The organism is Chryseobacterium viscerum (assembly GCF_002899945.2).
GTDB classification, from domain to species: domain Bacteria; phylum Bacteroidota; class Bacteroidia; order Flavobacteriales; family Weeksellaceae; genus Chryseobacterium; species Chryseobacterium viscerum.
On record NZ_PPEG02000005.1, the window covers coordinates 478,614 to 498,169 of the forward strand.

18 protein-coding genes are annotated in these 19,556 nt (G+C 36.0%); 8 read left to right on the plus strand and 10 right to left on the minus strand.

Going from position 1 to position 19,556, the window contains the following annotated elements:
• Positions 1–67: 67 nt before the first annotated feature.
• The 4 genes from C1634_RS14140 (at position 68) to C1634_RS14160 (ending at position 4,538) form a co-directional block, all read left to right on the plus strand.
• The gene (locus C1634_RS14140) at positions 68–448 is read left to right on the plus strand and encodes an HYC_CC_PP family protein (protein ID WP_228410078.1); all 381 of its coding nucleotides are present in this window, start codon (positions 68–70) and stop codon (positions 446–448) included.
• Between the two features lie 119 nt (positions 449–567).
• Entirely contained in the window at positions 568–1,041 is a 474-nt protein-coding gene (locus tag C1634_RS14145) for a DUF3347 domain-containing protein (protein WP_109738635.1), read from the plus strand.
• A 104-nt stretch (positions 1,042–1,145) separates the two neighbouring features.
• Positions 1,146–3,683, plus strand: a complete 2,538-nt coding sequence (locus C1634_RS14150; RefSeq protein WP_394337100.1) for a multicopper oxidase domain-containing protein — start codon at positions 1,146–1,148, stop codon at positions 3,681–3,683.
• A 264-nt stretch (positions 3,684–3,947) separates the two neighbouring features.
• Positions 3,948–4,538 (plus strand): hypothetical protein, encoded by a 591-nt coding sequence (locus C1634_RS14160; protein ID WP_165835329.1) that lies wholly within the window; start codon positions 3,948–3,950, stop codon positions 4,536–4,538.
• Between the two features lie 126 nt (positions 4,539–4,664).
• Here C1634_RS14160 and C1634_RS14165 read toward each other — a convergent pair whose 3' ends face one another.
• The 9 genes from C1634_RS14165 to C1634_RS14205 form a co-directional block, all read right to left on the minus strand.
• Positions 4,665–6,698 carry a S9 family peptidase gene (locus C1634_RS14165; protein WP_109738638.1) on the minus strand — a complete coding sequence of 678 codons (2,034 nt, stop codon included), beginning with the start codon at positions 6,696–6,698 and terminating at the stop codon, positions 4,665–4,667.
• 76 nt (positions 6,699–6,774) lie between these two features.
• Positions 6,775–7,893 (minus strand): FAD-dependent monooxygenase, encoded by a 1,119-nt coding sequence (locus C1634_RS14170; protein WP_109738671.1) that lies wholly within the window; start codon positions 7,891–7,893, stop codon positions 6,775–6,777.
• 77 nt (positions 7,894–7,970) lie between these two features.
• Entirely contained in the window at positions 7,971–8,471 is a 501-nt protein-coding gene (locus tag C1634_RS14175; RefSeq protein WP_103235120.1) for a GNAT family N-acetyltransferase, read from the minus strand.
• A 14-nt stretch (positions 8,472–8,485) separates the two neighbouring features.
• Entirely contained in the window at positions 8,486–9,085 is a 600-nt protein-coding gene (locus C1634_RS14180; RefSeq protein ID WP_109738672.1) for a hypothetical protein, read from the minus strand.
• A gap of 13 nt (positions 9,086–9,098) precedes the next feature.
• Entirely contained in the window at positions 9,099–9,899 is an 801-nt protein-coding gene (locus C1634_RS14185) for an alpha-ketoglutarate-dependent dioxygenase AlkB (protein WP_109738639.1), read from the minus strand.
• A gap of 8 nt (positions 9,900–9,907) precedes the next feature.
• A complete protein-coding gene (locus C1634_RS14190) occupies positions 9,908–11,143 on the minus strand; it encodes a hypothetical protein (protein ID WP_103234208.1) in 1,236 nt (411 codons plus the stop codon).
• Positions 11,144–11,235: 92 nt separating this feature from the next.
• On the minus strand, positions 11,236–11,811 hold the full coding sequence (locus C1634_RS14195; protein ID WP_103234207.1) for an Imm26 family immunity protein: 576 nt from the start codon (positions 11,809–11,811) through the stop codon (positions 11,236–11,238).
• Between the two features lie 91 nt (positions 11,812–11,902).
• Positions 11,903–12,769, minus strand: a complete 867-nt coding sequence (locus C1634_RS14200; protein ID WP_099767369.1) for a sigma-70 family RNA polymerase sigma factor — start codon at positions 12,767–12,769, stop codon at positions 11,903–11,905.
• Positions 12,770–13,102: 333 nt separating this feature from the next.
• Positions 13,103–13,894 (minus strand): S1/P1 nuclease, encoded by a 792-nt coding sequence (locus C1634_RS14205; RefSeq protein WP_103234205.1) that lies wholly within the window; start codon positions 13,892–13,894, stop codon positions 13,103–13,105.
• Between the two features lie 460 nt (positions 13,895–14,354).
• Between C1634_RS14205 and C1634_RS14210 the strand changes: the two genes are divergently transcribed.
• The 4 genes from C1634_RS14210 to C1634_RS14225 all read left to right on the plus strand — a co-directional run bounded on the left by C1634_RS14210 (position 14,355) and on the right by C1634_RS14225 (position 18,694).
• Positions 14,355–15,296 carry a type VI secretion system baseplate subunit TssG gene (locus C1634_RS14210; protein ID WP_109738640.1) on the plus strand — a complete coding sequence of 314 codons (942 nt, stop codon included), beginning with the start codon at positions 14,355–14,357 and terminating at the stop codon, positions 15,294–15,296.
• A 54-nt stretch (positions 15,297–15,350) separates the two neighbouring features.
• Positions 15,351–16,253 (plus strand): TssN family type VI secretion system protein, encoded by a 903-nt coding sequence (locus C1634_RS14215; protein ID WP_109738641.1) that lies wholly within the window; start codon positions 15,351–15,353, stop codon positions 16,251–16,253.
• Positions 16,254–16,277: 24 nt separating this feature from the next.
• Positions 16,278–17,417, plus strand: coding sequence for a hypothetical protein (locus C1634_RS14220; RefSeq protein ID WP_103234203.1), 1,140 nt, complete (start codon positions 16,278–16,280; stop codon positions 17,415–17,417).
• A gap of 101 nt (positions 17,418–17,518) precedes the next feature.
• A complete protein-coding gene (locus tag C1634_RS14225) occupies positions 17,519–18,694 on the plus strand; it encodes an aminotransferase class V-fold PLP-dependent enzyme (RefSeq protein WP_103234202.1) in 1,176 nt (391 codons plus the stop codon).
• Positions 18,695–18,750: 56 nt separating this feature from the next.
• Here C1634_RS14225 and blaIND read toward each other — a convergent pair whose 3' ends face one another.
• Positions 18,751–19,470 carry an IND family subclass B1 metallo-beta-lactamase gene (gene blaIND / locus C1634_RS14230; RefSeq protein WP_103234201.1) on the minus strand — a complete coding sequence of 240 codons (720 nt, stop codon included), beginning with the start codon at positions 19,468–19,470 and terminating at the stop codon, positions 18,751–18,753.
• Between the last annotated feature and the right edge of the window lie 86 nt (positions 19,471–19,556).

Genomic DNA, 19,556 nt, shown 5'->3' on the forward strand with positions numbered 1-19,556 from the left:
ATTTTATAACAACATTACCAAATTTTATAACAATGCTGTCATAGATATTTTTAAATTTGTCCTATCAATGAAAAAGATTCTTGCCATATTGTTTTCTATTTTCTACTTCGGTTTTTCTTCCGGAGCGGCTTTTAGCATTCATTATTGCATGAAAGAACTTGTTTCTGTGAGCCAGAAAACAAGTGATATCTGTGCTAAATGCGGCGTTAAAGAGAAAAAGGGATGCTGCAAAACAGAGATCAAAATAGTAAAAGTAGATGATTCCCAGAAGTCTGATTTCCTGAAAATTGATTTTTTAAGTCAGATTTCAGAAATTCCGGTGAACCATCAGTTTGCTGTTGTTGATAAGTCTTTTTCGGCCACCAAGTTTACTCAAATCCAGATCAATGCACCGCCTGGATATCAGCCGGTACCGATCTACATCAATCATTGTAACTTTAGAATTTAGAATCCGTCAGTCGTTTCTGGTATCATCAATTGTATACTGTTGCGAACGGCATGTCCTGATGCATTTTCTGATGCATTACCCATTCTTTATTAAAAAACTTAATTCTAAAATTTAAAACAATGAAAAAATATATCATTACAGCAGCTTTCTCTTTATTTTCAATTATTTCACTATCAGCACAATCTAAAAAGGATGCTCAGGTTTCTAAACTGTATCAGAACTATATCGCGATCAAATCGGCTTTAGCTTCAGATGATGCTGACAAAACTTCAAAAGCAGCAACAGAATTTATTAAAACAGCGTCTGTTATCGATTACAAAGTAGTTTCTGAGGGCAATCTTAACGTTCTTAGAAAAGATGCTTCTGTTATTTCTGAAGCAAGAAATGTTGCCGCACAGAGAGAAACGTTTTTAAATCTTTCGGACAATATGATTGCTTTGACTAAGCAGTTTAAACTTTCTGAGAAACCAGTCTACGTTCAATATTGTCCAATGGCAGATGGAAGTTGGTTAAGCGATGAAAAACAGATTGCTAATCCATATTACGGGAAGTCTATGCTTACTTGTGGAAGTGTAAAGTCGGAAATTAAATAATTACCGTATTATTCTTTAAAATAATAAGTTGCATAGTTTAATGTATAATTAACTTTAAGCTGTGCAACTTCTAAAAAGTTCGAAATATTATGAAAAAGCTGATAATGTTTCTGGTACTTTTGTTCTCTGTATTTACTTTCGCTCAAACTACAAAAACATTTTATACCTGTCCGATGCACCCTGAAGTGGTGTCCTCTAAACCTGGAGACTGCCCGAAATGCGGAATGACTCTAGAGGGGAAAACTGTTGCCTTAAAACCGGAAGCGAAATCTATATCTAACCCAGAGACGAAGACAAAACTCTCAGAAACAAAAATAAATAAGGATAAAAGTGAGAAAAAAGAAGCTGAAAATCCGAAAGAAGAAAAATCTGTTTTAAAAAGAAATTCCGAAAACGGAAGAATTACCTTCGGAGGAAAAAAAGTTCGCTATGACCTGTATGTAAAAGATACCATTGTCAATTTTACAGGGAAAAACAGGAGAGCGATAGCGATTAACGGTAAACTTCAGGCTCCGACTTTATATTTTACGGAAGGAGATACAGCTGAAATTTACCTGCACAATATGCTGAAGGAAAAAACAGGGCTGCACTGGCACGGAGTAATTCTTCCGAATGAACAAGACGGAGTTCCGTTCCTTACCACAAAACCGGTAATGCCGGGAGAAACCCACTTATACAAATTCAGAGTTTCCCAAAACGGAACGTATTGGTATCATTCCCATGAAGCACTTCAGGAACAGATTGGAATGAATGGGATTCTGGTTTTCAAAAAAAGAGAAGGCGAGCCTAAAACAGAATATAACGCTGAGATTCCTGTATTGCTGGGAGATTGGAGTGATGATGACCCGATGCAGATTGCCAGAAGGCTTCACATGGCCAATACAGACTGGTATGCTGTAAAGAAAAATGCCGTACAAAGTTATTGGGAAGCCATTAAGTCTGGAAACTTCGGGACAAAAGCCCTGAATGAATGGAAAAGGATGGAAGCCATGGATGTGAGTGATGTCTATTATGACAAATTTTTGATAAACGGTGCTTCCAGTTCAGATTATTCCAATTTAAAACCTGGGGATAAAGTAAGATTAAGAGTGGCAAATGGAGGTTCCTCCACTTATTTCTGGCTGAATTATGGAGGTGGAAAGATCAAAGTAGTAGGAAATGACGGGAATGATGTGGTTCCGGTAGAAGTTGACCGTTTGATTGTTGGAGTTTCCGAAACCTATGATATTGAAGTTACTATTCCTGAAAATAAAAGCTTTGAATTCCGAGCGACTTCAGAAGACAGAATAGGACATGCCTCCCTTTGGCTGGATTCCGGAGAGAAGGTAGAAGCTCCCAATCTTCCAAGATTAATGCTTTTTGAAGGAATGAAAATGATGAACGGAATGATGGAGATGAGCGGGAATATGAAGCCAATGAATATGACGATGGGAAATCAGATGATGGACATGAACGAAGTAATGTACCCGGAATTATCTGAAAACCAAAGAAAAACTACGGCAAAGCACATCAATGAGATGATGGGAGTAAAAACAAAAGATGATAAAAGTGAAGACCATTCTCAACATTCCGGAATGGATATGAAAGAGGAAAAAACGATCAAGAGATTGTCTTACAATATTTTAAAGTCTCCTGAGAAAACAATTCTTCCAACAGACAGTATTCGAGAAATGAAGTTTACGCTGGAAGGAAATATGAACCATTATCTGTGGACACTGGATAATAAAACCGTAACAGAAACAGATAAAATTCTGATCAAAAAAGGAGAAGTTCTTAGAATTAAAATGTATAATAATTCGATGATGCGCCACCCGATGCACCTTCACGGTCATGATTTCAGATTAATCAATTCAAAAGGAGAGTATTCACCATTGAAAAACGTAGTGGATATCATGCCTATGGAAACGGTAACAATAGAATTTGCAGCCAACCAGGATGGTGACTGGTTTTTTCACTGTCATATTTTATACCATATGATGGCGGGAATGGGAAGAATCTTCAGTTATGAAAACTCTAAACCCAATCCACAGCTTCCGAACAGAAAACTGGCCTGGAAAAACTTTATACAGGATAATAAAATGACCAGTTCTATGGCCATGCTGGATGTAGCAAGCAATAAGATTCATGCAGAAACCATGACGATGTTCGGACCAAGATGGGCCAACCTGAATGAGTTTCATTCCAACTGGAATTTTGATCACTTTGAAGGAAGTGCAAAAGTAGGACGATTCTTAGGGAAATTCCAATGGGCGCTTCCTTATGCAGGAATCAGAGTTCAGAAAAATCATGAAATCATGGAAAGACAAATGGCTGAAGATATGGGAACGGATTTTCATGGTAAAAAGACCTGGTTTGGACAACAGAAAGCGTCAAAAAACAAATTAGCTTTTATGGTCGGGATGCAGTATGTATTACCCATGTTGATTACCGCTGATGCAAGTGTCGACCAAAACGGAAAAGTACTATTAGAGCTGAGCAGAGAAGATATTCCTCTTTCCAGAAGGTTGAGAGGAAACTTCAGTGTAAACTCCGATGGCGAATTTTCTACCGGAATACGATATATCGTTCAGAAATGGTTTTCGCTTTCCGGAAATTATGATAATGAAATGGGCTGGGGTGCAGGTGTTACTTTAACGTATTAATTAAAACTAAATTGTATTAAAAAACGTCTCATTGATGAGGCGTTTTTTTATGCTATAGTAATGTTAGTATCTATTTAATATTTTATTATAATTGAGTAATAATAATCATTCAGAATAATTTTTTATCTAGCGTATATATATACTAAATATATATATATATATATATATATATATAGTATATATGTAATGTTGTTTTTTTGTATTTTTATGAAAATTTTTAAATACAAATAAAAAAAAATGGAAAAACAATTTTTAATATGTTCTTTGCTGGTTTCATCATTGGCATATTCCCAGGTTGGGATTAATACTCCCGCCCCCACAAATACTTTAGATGTTAATGGGACTGCAAGAGTCAGAACTGTTAATCAAGGTGTAGGAACAGCTGAAATATATCCTCTTTATGTAGATAATACAGGTGTTGTTGTGAAATCCTCAACTTCACCGACTAATGGAGGTATAAGATCGAATACTGCCAGCGTAGCAAGCGGTGGCACAGGAACATTGCTTGGAAGTATATCCAACGGTGTTTACAAGGCTTTTATTGTAACGGGTAATGGTTGTGCACTTTCTGCTTCAGCAGAATTTCTTGTTAATATCAGTTCATTTAATAATTATTATGGTCTTAATGGTCAGGGAGGGTTTGTTACTCTTGATACTAATAATCGTCCAACTTTCACACAGACAGTTGCTACTAGTGTTGGTGTAACCTGGTCAGGTGTACCAGGATGTGCAGATGGAGGTAATGCTACATCTTTTAATTATACGTTGACAATGCCTGCGGCAAATACAATAAATGTAGTAAATAATTCAAACGTAACAAGAAATTATACCATAACGCTTACAAGAGTAAATTAATGAGTGTAGATAGGAAAAATTACTATCTAAATACACAATCGGAGCCTGATTTCCAGGCTCCGATTGTGTATTGCTCATATTAAAATTATTACCCTGAAAAAGGTTATTTTATTGATGCAGAAAGCTTTATTTAGAAGCTCCTGCAGTCTTTTCAGTTTTTGCAGGAGTATAAGTTACTTTTGAAATATCAACAGTCATTTCTTTCAAACGTTTTGCTACATTTTCAGGCATTTCTTTTTGGTATCTTCCTCCAATTACTTCTGAAAGGAATTTCTCCGTTTCAGCATACATCGCCATGCTGTTCACTGGTTTACGGAATCCGTGGCCTTCATCATCGGCAAGGATATAATTAACCTTTTTACCTTTATCACGAAGAGCAATCACAATCTGATCTGCTTCAGCCTGTTTTACCCTTGGATCATTAGCGCCCTGAACGATCAGCAAAGGTTTGTTGATTTTATCTACGCTAAATAACGGGCTTGCATCATGCATGCGTTTTTTACCTTCTTCAGTTTTAGGATCACCTACCATACCATATAGGAAGGCACGTGCAGCTTCCCAGTAAGCAGGAACAGAATCCAATAGAGTAAACAGGTTGCTTGGTCCTACGATATCTACACCGGCAGCATATATATCAGGCGTGAACGCTAACCCTGCCAGGGTTGCATATCCACCATAGCTTCCTCCCATGATAACGACTTTGTTTTTGTCTGCAATCCCTTGATCAATAAGGTATTTTACGCCCCATGTAATATCATCCTGCATCAGTTTCCCCCACTGAAGATCTCCGCCATTCTGGAACTTTTTACCATATCCGCCACTTGCTCTGAAGTTGGGCTGTAATACGGCATATCCTCTGTTGGCTAAAAACTGTACTGTTGAGTTGTATCCCCAGTAATCTCTTGGACCTTTTGGACCTCCGTGAACCAGAACCACTACAGGAACATTTTTTCCGGTTGATCCCACAGGTAATGTCAAGTATGCCGGAATTTCAAGTCCGTCACTGCTTTTATAAGTAATTGGCGTCATAGCAGCCAGATACTTTTCAACTTTTTTCAATTCTGTTCTTGGAGTATACTGAAAAATAAGCTGTTTGGTTTTTGCATCAAAGAAATACGCTTCGGACGCATATTTATCACCTCCAACACCAACTAAGAATTTAGAATAATCATTGGTTGAGCTTGAAAAATTAACTTCTCTTCCCGGGAATTTACTTTGCAGAAATTTATAATTGGCTTCCCATGTTTTATCTTTCCAGTAGTACTCTGTTTTATCTCCGGTGTAAGAGGTATAGATCATTTTTCTGGTATTTCTGTCCAGGGACAGCCCTCCAAAATCTACTTTATCTTTGGGATCGCTTTCTATTTTTGTGATCTGCTTGGTTTTTGGGTCCATCAGGAACAATGTAGATTTGTCAAGATTCCCTTTGTTGGTTACCAGGTAGAATTTAGAATTATCTTCATTCCAGTTGGAGATATAAGCACTTTCCGTTACCAAAGTCTCATAAATAGGGGTAAGTTTATCTCCTTCTTTATAAAAAAACTGAGTAGTCCCTTTATCATCCGTTTTGGACAGCACTCTTAATTTTTCATCCCAGTCAAACTCATAACTTGTGATACGGTCTGTATTTTCAAAAATCTTTTTCAGCTCGCCTGTAGAAATTTTCAATGAATATAAATCATGCCACGCTTTATCACGATTATTCAGTCCAATCATCAGTAAGTCAGGATTTTTTCTGCTTACCATGTAGATTTGGGCAGTTACATCTTTAAGAGGTGTTATATTTCTAGACTCAGGAACTCCACTCGTTACTTTTGCCATGGGATCTACTGCAAAAATATTCATATTTTCATCCCCATTGCCATCTTTTACATAAAGAATATATTTCCCGTCTTCTGACCAGAAATATCCGCTCATCGGTCGTTTACTGTCTGTTAATGGACGGGCTTTTTCAAAAGGTTCATCAATTTTTTTTACCCATATATTCATGATGCCTCCGTATTCTTTTGTAAAGGAGATCCATTTTCCATCCGGGCTCAGCTGTCCACCGGCAATTTCCGGGTTTCCAAAGAATAAACCTCTGTCCAGTACCGGGACCTCTTGTGCTCGTGCTGTATGAACTCCTATGAATAAGAGCAATACATAAAAGATTTTTTTCATGTTTTTTTTGATTTAGTTGTTATTAATACATTGAATATAATTTTTTACATTTTATCTTTTCTTAAAAACGTAATCTCTACATTTCCAGTTCTATAATCTTTTTAGCCATTTTTTGATTCATAGTTTCCGGAATTAAGCCCATCAGGAAATTACGCAGAGAATTTCCTCTTTCCCATTGAGAAACCTTTCCGATAGTCCGGCTTGTATTGACAATATAATCTACTTTTTTTCGTCTGATGCTTTGAAACGTTTTAAAAATGGTATTGAAATCCTGACTCTTTTCCAGCAGTTTTCCAATAATATAAGCGTCTTCAATAGCCTGGCAGGCACCTTGCCCCATATTGGGAGTTGTTGCATGGGCGGCATCTCCGATCAGGCATAGGTTTTCAGAATACCATTGGGGAATAGGAGCGAGGTCGGAAATTGTATTACAAATAATATTTTCGCTTGCTGTAGCTTCAATAAGTTGTAAAACTAAAGGATCAAAATCATTAAAAATATCCGCGATTTCAACAGATCTCCCGAAACTTTTCTCGTTGACACAAGCGTACCAATACACTTTTTTGTCAGAAATTTTCACAAATCCAAAACGTTTTCCCTTTCCCCACATTTCAAAAGCTTCCTGATGATGTTTTTCAGGCAGATCGAAATCCAGCAGACCACGCCAGCATTTCTGCCCCGAATTCCTGATCGTTCCGGTTTTTAAAATCTGATTCCGGATAGGGGATTTTATACCATCGGCTCCAAAAACGATCTGACTTTCAATATGATTTCCGTTTTCAAAATCCAGAATATAGTTCTCTCTCTTTTCTATTTTTTGTAATGAATGATTGAGCTGAATGGCATCAGGAGATAGGTTTTCAGCCAGAATTCTCTGAAGCTCTGCCCGGTGAATGGCAACATTGCAGGAGTTGTACTGCGCTTCCAGTTCCAGAATTTCCGTTTTGGAGATAGGTTGTAAAGATTCATTGGCGATAACAATTCTGTGAACTTTATTTCCTGCATTTTCAATCTTCTCTTTTAAACCCAATTGATCAAAAACCTGCATCGCATTGATCGCCATCATGATTCCGGCTCCTACAGGTTTTATTTCTGGAGCAGCTTCATAGATCATGAAATCATACTGATGCTGTTTCAGTATATTTCCGAGGGTAAGCCCTCCGATTCCGGCTCCGATGATTGAAATGGTGTTCATAAAGATTTGGGTTTTGTTGTCCGCTGTAAGACGCTGAAATTTTGATATTTGATACAATTTCACTCTATTATTTTAATTTATAACGTTAAAATATAGCTTTCCGATACCTTTTTAAAGCCATATTTACTAAAAAAGTTATGAGCTCCATGATTGTTGACTCCACTTTCCAGCAAGATAAAACTGATATTCCAGCTTTTGGACTCCAGAAGGGCTTCCTCCAAAAGTTTGCTTCCAAGAGATTGACCTCTTATAGACTGGTTCAAAAGCATATCCTCTAAAATCGCATACTTTTTAAAAGGACTGTTGATTACATTGAAAACAAGCATCCCTACAATATCCCCGTTTTCATTTTCTGCAATTAAAATATTCAATTTTGAAGCCTCATTATAGTCATAATCGTTCATAAGCTGCTCTGTGAATACAGCTCTGACATCAGGATTCCAATGATTAGAATCTAGAGCTCTTCCATACATGATTTCACTATGGGAGATGTAAGAATCTGTTTTATGGGTAATAAAAAAGTCTACCAGCTCTGCTACGCGTGTTTTGTCCGTAAGCCATTTTGTAGTATATTCCATGAGGTGTAATGTATTTATTTTAATTTTTTCAGTTCTTCCAGCAGGGTATTCTGCTTATTAATGAATTGTGTGAGGCTATCCGTTTTCAAAGGATGAGCACCCTGGTATTTTTCAATTTCCGGAAGAGTTTTTCTGATTTTGAATACGACATAATGATCACGAATAGCCGCATTATTTTTTCTGATTTTATCAATTAAATCTTTAATGGTCTGTGTTTTTAGGTTATACCGATCAGAACTAGCCTTAATCTCTTGCTCAATCTGCTTTTTAGTGAGAGAATCAGTTACTGAATTTGACAGGGCCACAGCATCATTATAATAAGTTTCTGATTTGCCGATTACATTATCATATTCGGCAATCGTCTCTTCAGTTTCTTTATTAATAGCCTCTATTTTTTGGTCGAGCTCCTGTAAAGCTTTATTGTTTTTTAACAGTTCATCATATATTTCATGAACAAGATTTCCATAAGATCGGGTATTTTTCTTAATAGAACTGGAAATTGAAGATTCTGCGTTGTCAACAGCATTTTCTACGGCTGCATGTTTTTTGGTAGAATTTTCCTTGCAAGAAAGTACAGATAATGCAAGGGCAGAGGCGAAAAGTATTTTTTTCATAGGTGTTTGTTTTTTAATATTTTTTCTCAACAGGAGGAATCACATCTCCCGGGCTTATTGTATACAACAGATGGGGATAAACGAAATCCAATGATCTGTTTTCCTGACCTCTGAGCTTAAAAAAATCTGATTCCTGTTCTTTATCAGCTAATGTCAATACTTCTCCGGAAGAAAAATAAGGTTTTTCATTATTAAACTGAATAGATGTTTTCGATTTTCGGAAGGTAATTCCCAGCCATTTATTATCATTAACAGTCTTTTTTTGATCAGGGGTTGAATTCAGGATAATCTTATGTTGAAATTTTTTATTGGTTTCCACAGAAAATAAAACAACAGAGTTATGATGTAAAATAATTTCAAATTCTTCATCTGTTATTTTATCTTTCACTATAAGCTTTCTCAACTCAAAATCTTCTAATTCGTCCGGCTGCTCATAACATGAAAAAAGTCCTATAAAAGAATTATTTTCTAGGTCTAAAGCCTGGTCAGAATGAAAACTCATCTTGGAGTAGGTGGAATCATAAACTTCAATTAACGCATTGTCAAAATACTGTACAGGTATTTCTGTATTTTCAGATAAAAGAGTCGCATTAATTTGTTCAACAAGTTTCTCATGAATTTCCGAAAATGCAGCTGCCGGAATATGATATCGGGTAGTGGTTCTTACAATTGAGATATACTTATCTTCTACTTTTACCAGATGATTTCCAAGCCTTCCTTTTCCTGTTGACTCAAAATCAACAGAATGGAATAAATTCATAAACATATTGCTGTCTAAGGGAAGCTGTATTTTTTGAAACTCAGTTCTATTCATTCTTTCTATTAAAATATAGGTTTTTCATAATCTCCTGAGTTCATACTGAAATGAACTTTGCCATATTCTACCATGTTTTCAGTACTGTTTTCTTCGTAATAAGAACTTCTTAGCTCTTCACGAAGTTCCGGGGTCATCTCTTCAAGCTTAATATAGTGGCCATTTTCTTTTATGTAGGTCTGATTATTGGTATGCATCGCTTCCACATTAGAGCAACGAACTACATATCCCATTCTTATCGGGATTTGGTTAACACCCAAAACTGAAGGTCTGATTTCATGAGTATACAGCCTGTTAGTAGAAAGTGGAATAAAAAATGCAGAATTTGGGTATAAAGTTACAGTGAATTCTTTTTCCAGTGAATCATCCTCAACTGTTTTTTTTAGCCTAAAATGAAGTTTTGTTAAAGCACTTGTCTGTTTATAACACCAGTCGAACCTGTCAGTAGCTGATGGCTTTAATTGTTCTATATTTGATTGATCATAAAACGTACAAAATGCAATAAGCCCTTCTTTAGGCATATCTTTGGTCTTGTCGGAATGGGCTTTGATTTTGGCTTTTACTTCCTTGTCAGAATCAGTTGTTTTCTGTTTATTTTCATAAATCTGTACAAGAGCATGATTCATGTCTGTTCTATACTCAAATGTATCCTGTACACATTCATTCAAAAGATTGATAATCTGAGTATCTACATCGCAGAAATTATCAGTAGGGCCTGTTAAATTGCTTGAACATCGTAAAAGGTTGTAATGAAAAGCTTCTTTTCCTTCCTCAGTAATTTCTTTGGTCACTTTACTCAGATAAATTCCTTTTCTGAAAGCTTTAGTTTCTTTGTTAGATTCTGTTAATTCTTGAAAGTCGTGTTGAGATTTAATGGTATCAAAACTGTAGTCATCACCAAAGAGTTTTCTGTAATAAACTCCGGCATTGCTGATAATAATAGGAACTTCTCCTAAACTTACTGTTTTTAAAAGGTTCTCAGGATAATTTTCATAATTCACCGAAAGCTCTTTTATAACGGATAAATACAAAGTATTTTCTTCAAGGCTCTTGAGATCCCCGCAAATATAGATTTTTTTACTACTTACATTTTTACTGTTTATATCAGAAAATCTATTGACAACCGATCCGCAAAAATGATCAATTAAATATTGAAGTTCCGGATTGATATCTTTATCATGCTGCAAAACAACAAGAATATTTTTGTCATGAGTAATTTTATTTTCAAATGGTAGAATAGTCATGTTTTTTTAATAAGGTATTATAGGGTATTAGTTGAAAATATTTTTAGGTTTGTTACAAAAACATATGAATAGAGTTTAGATTATTCAACCCTTTATCCCCAGCTTTTAAATTTGTCATGCATTATTTCTGCAATCTCGTTTACTCTTTTCTGAGCTATCTCATTATCTTGTCTGTATTCCATAGGTATCTTGTCATAGTCCATAACTTCATCGTTAGACAGAAATCCTTTTAAATGGTTTAATACTCTAAATATAATATGGTCCATACGCCAGCAAATAGAAGGCTCAATGTTTTGCATTTCATCAGTTTCTATTCCTTTCGTTTCACCGCCGACCCAGAGACTTCTATCAAAAACGAAAGTAATGTCCTTATAATTTGACTCAGATTTGTCATATTCAGGATTACCGAATAGTATTTTCCATCTTGGGATATCTGCTGCGAAGCGCATACTGCAAAATATGGGCTGGAATAATCTTTTGCTTGTATCTACATCAGAAATGCTTTTTGGAGGCTCGGTGTAAAAATGGTCAAAAACCTCAATAAGATGACCTAGGTTGGGTTTAATAAATTCAATATAACGGGCAATAACAAATCCATTTTCATTCGATTGGCTGATAGAAGGAATATAAAACAGATCACCTGGTTTGGGCTTCATTAATGACTTCATTATACAATATTTTAATAGTATTATCTGGATATTTATAAAAAAAACGGAGCCTGAAAACAGACTCCGCCTATAAAGTTTTTTACGCTAAAAATTATTTACCTAGATAAGATTTAAGGATCTTGCTTCTGGTATTGTGTTTTAGTCTCTTAATTGCTTTTTCTTTGATCTGACGAACTCTCTCTCTTGTAAGATCGAAAGTCTCACCAATTTCTTCTAAAGTCATTGGGTGTTTTCCGTTCAGTCCGAAGTATAATCTTACCAAATCAGCCTCTCTCGGCGTCAAAGTATTCAATGCTCTTTCGATCTCGATTTGTAGAGATTCAAGCATCAGATCTTTATCTGGACTTGGAGATTCTCCTGAACGCAATACATCATAAAGATTAGAATCTTCACCTTCTACTAAAGGCGCATCCATAGACAGGTGTCTTCCGGAGTTTTTCATTGATTCTTTAATATCTTCCTCACTCATGTCAAGAACTTCAGCCAATTCTTCCGGAGAAGGTGGTCTTTCATTTTCCTGCTCAAGGTGAGCGTATGCTTTATTGATTTTGTTGATAGAACCAATTTTGTTCAATGGTAGTCTTACAATTCTTGACTGCTCAGCCAATGCCTGTAAAATTGATTGACGGATCCACCATACTGCATAAGAGATAAATTTGAAACCTCTAGTTTCATCGTACCTTTTTGCCGCTTTCATGAGTCCTAAGTTACCTTCATTGATCAAATCGGGTAAAGAAAGACCTTGATTTTGGTATTGCTTAGATACAGAAACTACGAAACGAAGGTTGGCTTTGATTAATTTCTCCAGTGCGGCTCTATCGCCAGCACGTATTTTTTGTGCCAATTCTACTTCTTCGTCCGCAGTGATCAGTTCCACTTTACCAATTTCCTGCAAATACTTGTCTAATGAAGCAGTTTCCCTGTTGGTAACCTGCTTAGTGATTTTTAATTGTCTCATTTATTTTATCCTCAAAAAAAGAGTTACTATAATATATACGTATGAAAAGGTAAAAAGGTTACACGAGGTAGAATCTTTTTTGTATAATGTACACCATAAAATGTGTTAATGTTTTTATAAGACTTTTTAATTATTTGATAATAAGCGTGTTGGTGTTATTTTTTATTGAAGGTTAAAATGTTTTTTAATGATAAAAGAATTAATATTGGCGATACTTTGTTATAGATGAGATCAAGTATTTATAATGACGAGACTTTAAAACTCATATTTTAAACAAAAAAAACGAAACCGAAGTCCCGTTTTTATTTTATATTATTTTAAAATAATTTTCAACTAAAAAAGTTCGTTTAAAACTTTTGCCAGTCTCAACCCTCCGTATAGAAGCTGTCTTTCCATCGTATCATTGAACTTATACTGGTAGTCGTAAGATAGTTTAGAATCGTTAGGAGTCTGTGCATAGATTTTGTTGGCGATTTTATGAGAATCATATAACCAATCTTCTAATGTCCCGGACTGGATCTGTGCTACTTCTTCTTTAGATTTAATGTCTAAAAGCTTAGAGTATTCCGTGTAGCTGTATTTTTGAGAGTCTACTAATTTTCCATCCCAAACTGAGTGTAAATTGGTTTTTTCCCCGAAATAAGTAACATTGATCTTGTTTCCACCCAAATCTTCAGCTCTTCCTACGTGTAGAGGCTGTGCCAGGTCTCCCATAATATGAATAAGGAAGATTAAAGCAATTTTTCTGTCTTTTTCAGACGTGTTTTTGTCTTTAATCTGGCTAGACAGTGTGTTTACCTGTGTATAAAGGCTTGGTCCTGCCTGTGCTTTTAAGTTTTGTTCAAAAGCTTTAAAGTCAGTCTGTGGATCAATGTTTACATAATGCCACGATGAAGCCTGCTTCCATGCACCTGTTGTATCAGATTTGATAAAATCCGGCCAGTTTGCCCAGTAAGCCAGACGCTCTCTTCCCATCATCTTTTTAATTTCTCTTCTCGCCTTGCGGGAAAGATGGTTTTCTGCAATGTCTGCAATAACCCTGTGTCCCGTTAATCCCCACGCATAAGAATAAAGTGAAGAGGCCATGAATGCTAAAATCAGAATTTTAGAATAAATACTTTTCATTTTGAATAATAATTTTCAGTCTGCAAAGATACGGTCCGCTTTCGGAATGAGCACGCATTATCCTGAATTTATTCTATAAGATGATGTTAATAAAAATTAATCTAAATAAAAGAGGTAATTACCCTAGGTTTGAAAGGTTGTTTTTTGAAAAATATAGAAAGAAAAACAGATGTATACTATAAGGATAGGGAAGAATGGAGAGAAAAGTACAGTAAGATAGTAAGCCTCTGAAATATCCATGTGGTTTAAACATTGAAGTATAAACATCTGATCCTGAACAAGGAATTTTATTTTTAAAAAACAAGCAAATCTTGTATTTACCGTATTTTTACGGAATTTGTTAGAATTTATTCTATCTAATGTTAATAAATTACTATTTTTAGGATAAAATTATTGTAAAAATATTTTTTCAAACTTATGAGATATATTATCTTTACAAGTCATAATCAGAGGAAACACTATGTATGAGAATAATATTGTAGATATGCATTACAATAAGCTGCAGACAGATTTTAAAGCTGAAGCTGTGGCGGTTAACCTATTGAAGTACCACCGTGCGGTAAGCAATATATTCATCGAGCGTGTCGGAGTGAATGACCGTGCTTATCTGAAGGACATAAAAAGTATCTCAAGCAGTTATTTAGGATTTGATGAGGAAGTATTTACCATAGAGAGTTATAGGGAAGGCATTTATGACTACCTTCCGGAAGGATTGTTCCATCCGCCGTCTCTTGGAGCTTCCAGAAAGAATGTAGATACTGTGGTAAGGGAAATCCGGAAACAGAAAAGGGTAGAAGATGACGCCCGTAAGTTTTTCCGTCCTTTTGAACTGGAAGTCTTTTTTACGGAGATCAGCGCTTTGCTTAAGGAGTCTGAATTTGATATGGCAAGCAATACAGATTCTTTACTGGAAACGGTAAGTGAGCTTTGGCCTCTGGTAAAAATGCTGGATAAGCAGAGTGCGTATGTCTTCATGCATATTTTACCTTTTTTCCATCAGATCAGAGGAGATAAAAAATGGTTTGAAAGATGTATGACCGCTTTTCTGCAGGTGCCGGTAAACGTAAGTTTTTCACCCAATATTATCGATCAGATTGAGAAAAATAATGATTCGATGTTATTGGGAAATTCAAGATTAGGGGTAACCTATATCCCAAGTGGTCCGCATATGGACGGGCAACGAAACTGGGTGGTAAACATTGGTCCGATTCCTTATGAAGATATGAAGAAGTATATTCCGGGAAGTCCGTTCAGAAATGTGCTTCAGGCATTATATGATTATTTTCTTCCGGTAACCGTGGATGTGGAAGAGAATTTTGTCACAGAAAAAGAGGAATACTCATTCAGCCTTGAGGATGATGAAAGAAACGCCAGCCGCCTTGGATACTCTACCTTCCTCTAATTTATTTTATTATATTTACAACTACCAACAAAGTATAAATTCGAAAAGAAAAAAATGGAAATTTCTTCAGTAAAAGGTATTTTTCTAAGGTATATCTTAATGCCTTTAATCGCAATTATTATGATGGTTATACTCGGTGTAATCAGGAGAAATAAGCCTGCGATCAAAATTAAAGTAATTATTGTATACGTACTTCTGTGCAGTTTATGTCTGGCGATCCCGGGCGTATTTGGATTTGCCGGAAATCTTTTTAATCCGTACTGGTATCTTATAGCACAGGTTATTTATCTTATTTTTGGGATTATTCATGTGAATTTATTACACAAATATTTCAAAAAACACATCGAATCTCTTTCAATGAGCATTCTGTTTGAATCTATACTTTCTTTGACGTGTATTGTATTAGGCGGGTATCTTTTCACTCTGATCTTTAACTGGATGAGCAAAGGAACAGGATATTCAGTAATGGCAGCAACAAGTATGGTGATCTTTGTGGTTCCTATGGTATTTTATTACTGTTATATCCAGTTTATCAGTATTCCATTTGATATTTATAAAACATGGAGGTATTCTCCGGATCAGAAACTGCCAGATTTTGAAGGAGCAGATTTTGACAGATTAATGGTATTGAATGTTGAACTAAGCAAAAAATTAGAAGACACCAACCGTTTCAGAATTAAAGCTAAAACACTTCCGACTGGAGTTACTTTCGGAGATTGGTTTTACAGAGTGGTGGATGATTACAACCACAAAAATCCAGGATCTGTTATTCATCTTTCTGACGAAGGAAATGAGCCTTATTACTGGATCTTTTACACTAAAAAATCATTTTTCAGTTTCAGAAAATATATAGATTTCGACCACGACATTACTTCAAACAGCATTTCTGAAAATGAAGTGGTGATTTGTAAGAGAGTTATTCAGCATGAAGAGGAGGGAGTCGCAAAAAAATCATAAACACAAAATTTAAAAAGTATTAACATGATACAACCTATTAAACATTTTGCAATCAATTGGGTGGATGGGATGAAAGTTTCCCAGAGACACCTTAATGATCAGGATAATTTCTTAATTGATACCATCAGAGATTCCAATTCCCTTGGAATTACTACATATAACTACGGGCTTCTGCCTATTTCCACTGAATTTACAGACCGTACCATTTTTGACGTTCACAATACAGCAACCAACGATGTGCAGCTGGTCATTAAGCGTTGTAGCGCTGTTACTATGGCAGGGTATCGTATTGAGTTGACGGACAGAAGAATCAGCGTAAAATCATTGGCGAAATCCATGAACGAAGAGCAGGCAGACGGTGAATATTATATTTTAATCTCTGTAAACCCTTTTGACAAAGTACCTTTTGGGGATATTGATCCTGAAGAAATTCCGCCGCGTCACCCAAGCGCGCAGCCGAATCATCATATTGAACTTCTACCTGTCACTTCTTTGAACAGCAGCTACTCAGGAGGAAATTATCTTATCATCGGTAAAGTAGATTTAAAAGGAAATATTGCTCAGGTAGATTCCAACTTTATTCCGCCTTGTGCTTCCGTTCAGAGTCATCCAGCTTTAGTAGAGTATTACAGCAACTTTGCAAAATCTATCGGAAATCTTCAGCAGTATGCTTTTAAAATTATTCAGAAAGCATCTCATAAAAACCAGAATACAGCGCTGGCACAAAACGTTAAGTTCTTGTGTACGACCATGGTAAATACCTTTGGAGATATGTATTTTCAGTTCAGGAATGTTACTCCTTGGCAGCCACCTGTATTTTTGATTGAGTCTTTTGCGAGACTAGCTCTTCATTTATACAACTCAACACAGCTTCTTGTTCCGGCTGAGCTGGAAGAAATGCTGAACTATAGCCTGGAGTGGAGCGAAATTGCTCCTCATACTTTATTGAACCAGCTTTCTATTGTAGCAGAGACCAATTATGATCATCATAACTGTGGTGAACCATTGCTTTACATTCAACAGATGTTGAGAAGCCTTGAAACGATTTTCTCTAAATTGAGCGAACTTGATTACATCGGTCAGAGAAAAGAAAACATTATCGTTAACGAGCAGGAAGTTTCAACGAACACGAATCCAAAAAGAGGTTGGAGTGTTTTAGATTAATAGCATTGAAATAAATACAAGTCCCGGATGAAAATTCGGGATTTTTTATTAATCGCAACAAACAACTTTTAAAGTACATTTGCTTTATAGATTTATAGAAAATGAATTTAGATTTAATAAGACAAGACACCCCGGGGTGTTCGGATAAGATATTCTTAAACAGTGCAGGATCTTCATTAATGCCTAAAATTGTGGTAGACACTATTGTAAACTATTTATATGAAGAACAACAGGTTGGAGGCTATACCACAGCCGATAGAAACTCGGAACAGATCCATCAGTTTTATAAAGAAGCTGCAAAGCTGATCAATGCCCAATCTTCCAATATTGCTTTTATGAGCAGTTCTACGGATGGGTATGCAAAAGCTTTGTCCAGTATCGATTTTAAAAAGGGTGACTCTATCATTACAACCAATGACGATTATGTTTCCAATCAGATTGCTTTTATTTCTTTACAGAAAAGATATCATATTGACATTGTCAGAGTTGCCAATCTGCCGGATCATGAGCTGGATCTTGAAGATATGGAAAGACTGATTAAGAAACACAACCCAAAGTTAATTGCAGTAACTCATATTCCTACCAGTTCCGGTTTGATTCAAAATGTAGAAGGAGTAGGAAAACTTTGCAGGCAATACAACATTCTGTATCTGGTGGATGCCTGCCAGTCTGTAGGTCAGATGGTAGTGGATGTGGCGGAAATCAACTGTGATTTCTTAACCGCAACAGGAAGAAAGTTTATGAGAGGACCAAGAGGAACAGGGTTTTTATATGTTTCAGAAAGAGTCTTAGAAAATGATTTAGCTCCTTTGTTTCTGGATAATAATGGAGCCGTCTGGACAGCATTTGACAACTACCAGTTAGACAATACCGCCAAAAGGTTTGAACTTTTTGAAAGACCTAATGCTGCATGGCTTGGATTTAAAGAAGCTTTGAAGTACGCCAACACAATTGGAATGATGCATATCCAAAATTATAACAGGGAACTGGCAGAAAAGTTGAGAATAAACCTGCAGAATAGCGGTTTCAGGGTTTTGGATAAAGGAAATAGATTAGGCAGTATTGTTACTTTTTGTCAACAGGATAATAAGATTGAACAAATTCATAAAGTCCTGAAGGAGAATAATGTATTCTTCACGGTCAGTAATAAAAGCAATGCATTAATTGATTTTACCTCAAAAAATGTAGATCAGGCGATCCGCTTATCACCTCATTATTTCAATACCATGGAAGAAATTGAAAAAGTATCGCGGCTTTTGGAAAATATTCATCGTTAAAAATAACGTCTTAAATGATTATAAAAAGCCCCGGCAGATGCCGGGGCTTTTCAATTTTATTTTTTGTTCAGAAGATCAAGAGTATGTTCTACATGCCCGCCGCCTTTCCATTCATCATGTCCCGGAATAATCAGGGTAGCCTGGGAATACTTAGACTTCAGTTTCTCCATCGTTTTTGGCCATTGTGCAACATTAGCTTCTCCCGTATAGCCCAGATCTACTGCTGCTTTGCTTTTTACAAGACATCCGCCATCTAATATTTTATATTTTGGAAACCATACCACTACATTATCAGCAGTATGCCCTTCACCAAGAAAATCTACGGTAAATTCTTCTCCACCAATACGGTAAGGTTTTCCGGTTTTTATAAGTTCTGTAGACGTAGCTTTTCCATCTTTCTTTAGCAGTTCATTGGTTTTTGCTGTAGCATAGGTTTTAATTCCTTTTTTATTATAAAAGCTTAAATCTCCGGCTCTGTCTTCGTGAGAGTGAGTGGCAAATACCGCAATGACAGGAAGGTTATGGCGCTTTTGGATCGTGTCCAGCAGACTTTGGTATTGAGTTTTCTGCCATGGAACATCAAATAAAACCACTCCTTTTTTAGTAACAAGATACACTGCATTGGTAGAATATTCCTTCCCTCCGAATACGCCAAAAGTTTTGTAAATATAGAAGTTGGGTTTAATCTGGGGTTCAATAACGAAATCTCTTACCTGAGCATTTGCAAAAGGGCTTAACAACATCGAAATAATAAAAAACGGAATGCTTTTTTTCATAATTTTTTTAAGTACTGATTAAATATTTGTATTTGTCAGAAAAGACAATGGCTATAGAAAGTTTTGCAAACCTAATAAAATTAAAT

Excerpts from the sequence above, each read along its gene's own strand:
- C1634_RS14140 (WP_228410078.1), top strand. The coding sequence starts at position 68 with ATGAAAAAGATTCTTGCCATATTGTTTTCTATTTTCTACTTCGGTTTT.
- C1634_RS14145 (WP_109738635.1), top strand. The coding sequence starts at position 568 with ATGAAAAAATATATCATTACAGCAGCTTTCTCTTTATTTTCAATTATT.
- C1634_RS14150 (WP_394337100.1), top strand. The coding sequence starts at position 1,146 with ATGTTTCTGGTACTTTTGTTCTCTGTATTTACTTTCGCTCAAACTACA.
- C1634_RS14165 (WP_109738638.1), bottom strand. The coding sequence starts at position 6,698 with ATGAAAAAAATCTTTTATGTATTGCTCTTATTCATAGGAGTTCATACA.
- C1634_RS14170 (WP_109738671.1), bottom strand. The coding sequence starts at position 7,893 with ATGAACACCATTTCAATCATCGGAGCCGGAATCGGAGGGCTTACCCTC.
- C1634_RS14175 (WP_103235120.1), bottom strand. The coding sequence starts at position 8,471 with ATGGAATATACTACAAAATGGCTTACGGACAAAACACGCGTAGCAGAG.
- C1634_RS14180 (WP_109738672.1), bottom strand. The coding sequence starts at position 9,085 with ATGAAAAAAATACTTTTCGCCTCTGCCCTTGCATTATCTGTACTTTCT.
- C1634_RS14185 (WP_109738639.1), bottom strand. The coding sequence starts at position 9,899 with ATGAATAGAACTGAGTTTCAAAAAATACAGCTTCCCTTAGACAGCAAT.
- C1634_RS14190 (WP_103234208.1), bottom strand. The coding sequence starts at position 11,143 with ATGACTATTCTACCATTTGAAAATAAAATTACTCATGACAAAAATATT.
- C1634_RS14195 (WP_103234207.1), bottom strand. The coding sequence starts at position 11,811 with ATGAAGTCATTAATGAAGCCCAAACCAGGTGATCTGTTTTATATTCCT.
- C1634_RS14200 (WP_099767369.1), bottom strand. The coding sequence starts at position 12,769 with ATGAGACAATTAAAAATCACTAAGCAGGTTACCAACAGGGAAACTGCT.
- C1634_RS14205 (WP_103234205.1), bottom strand. The coding sequence starts at position 13,894 with ATGAAAAGTATTTATTCTAAAATTCTGATTTTAGCATTCATGGCCTCT.
- C1634_RS14210 (WP_109738640.1), top strand. The coding sequence starts at position 14,355 with ATGTATGAGAATAATATTGTAGATATGCATTACAATAAGCTGCAGACA.
- C1634_RS14215 (WP_109738641.1), top strand. The coding sequence starts at position 15,351 with ATGGAAATTTCTTCAGTAAAAGGTATTTTTCTAAGGTATATCTTAATG.
- C1634_RS14220 (WP_103234203.1), top strand. The coding sequence starts at position 16,278 with ATGATACAACCTATTAAACATTTTGCAATCAATTGGGTGGATGGGATG.
- C1634_RS14225 (WP_103234202.1), top strand. The coding sequence starts at position 17,519 with ATGAATTTAGATTTAATAAGACAAGACACCCCGGGGTGTTCGGATAAG.
- blaIND (WP_103234201.1), bottom strand. The coding sequence starts at position 19,470 with ATGAAAAAAAGCATTCCGTTTTTTATTATTTCGATGTTGTTAAGCCCT.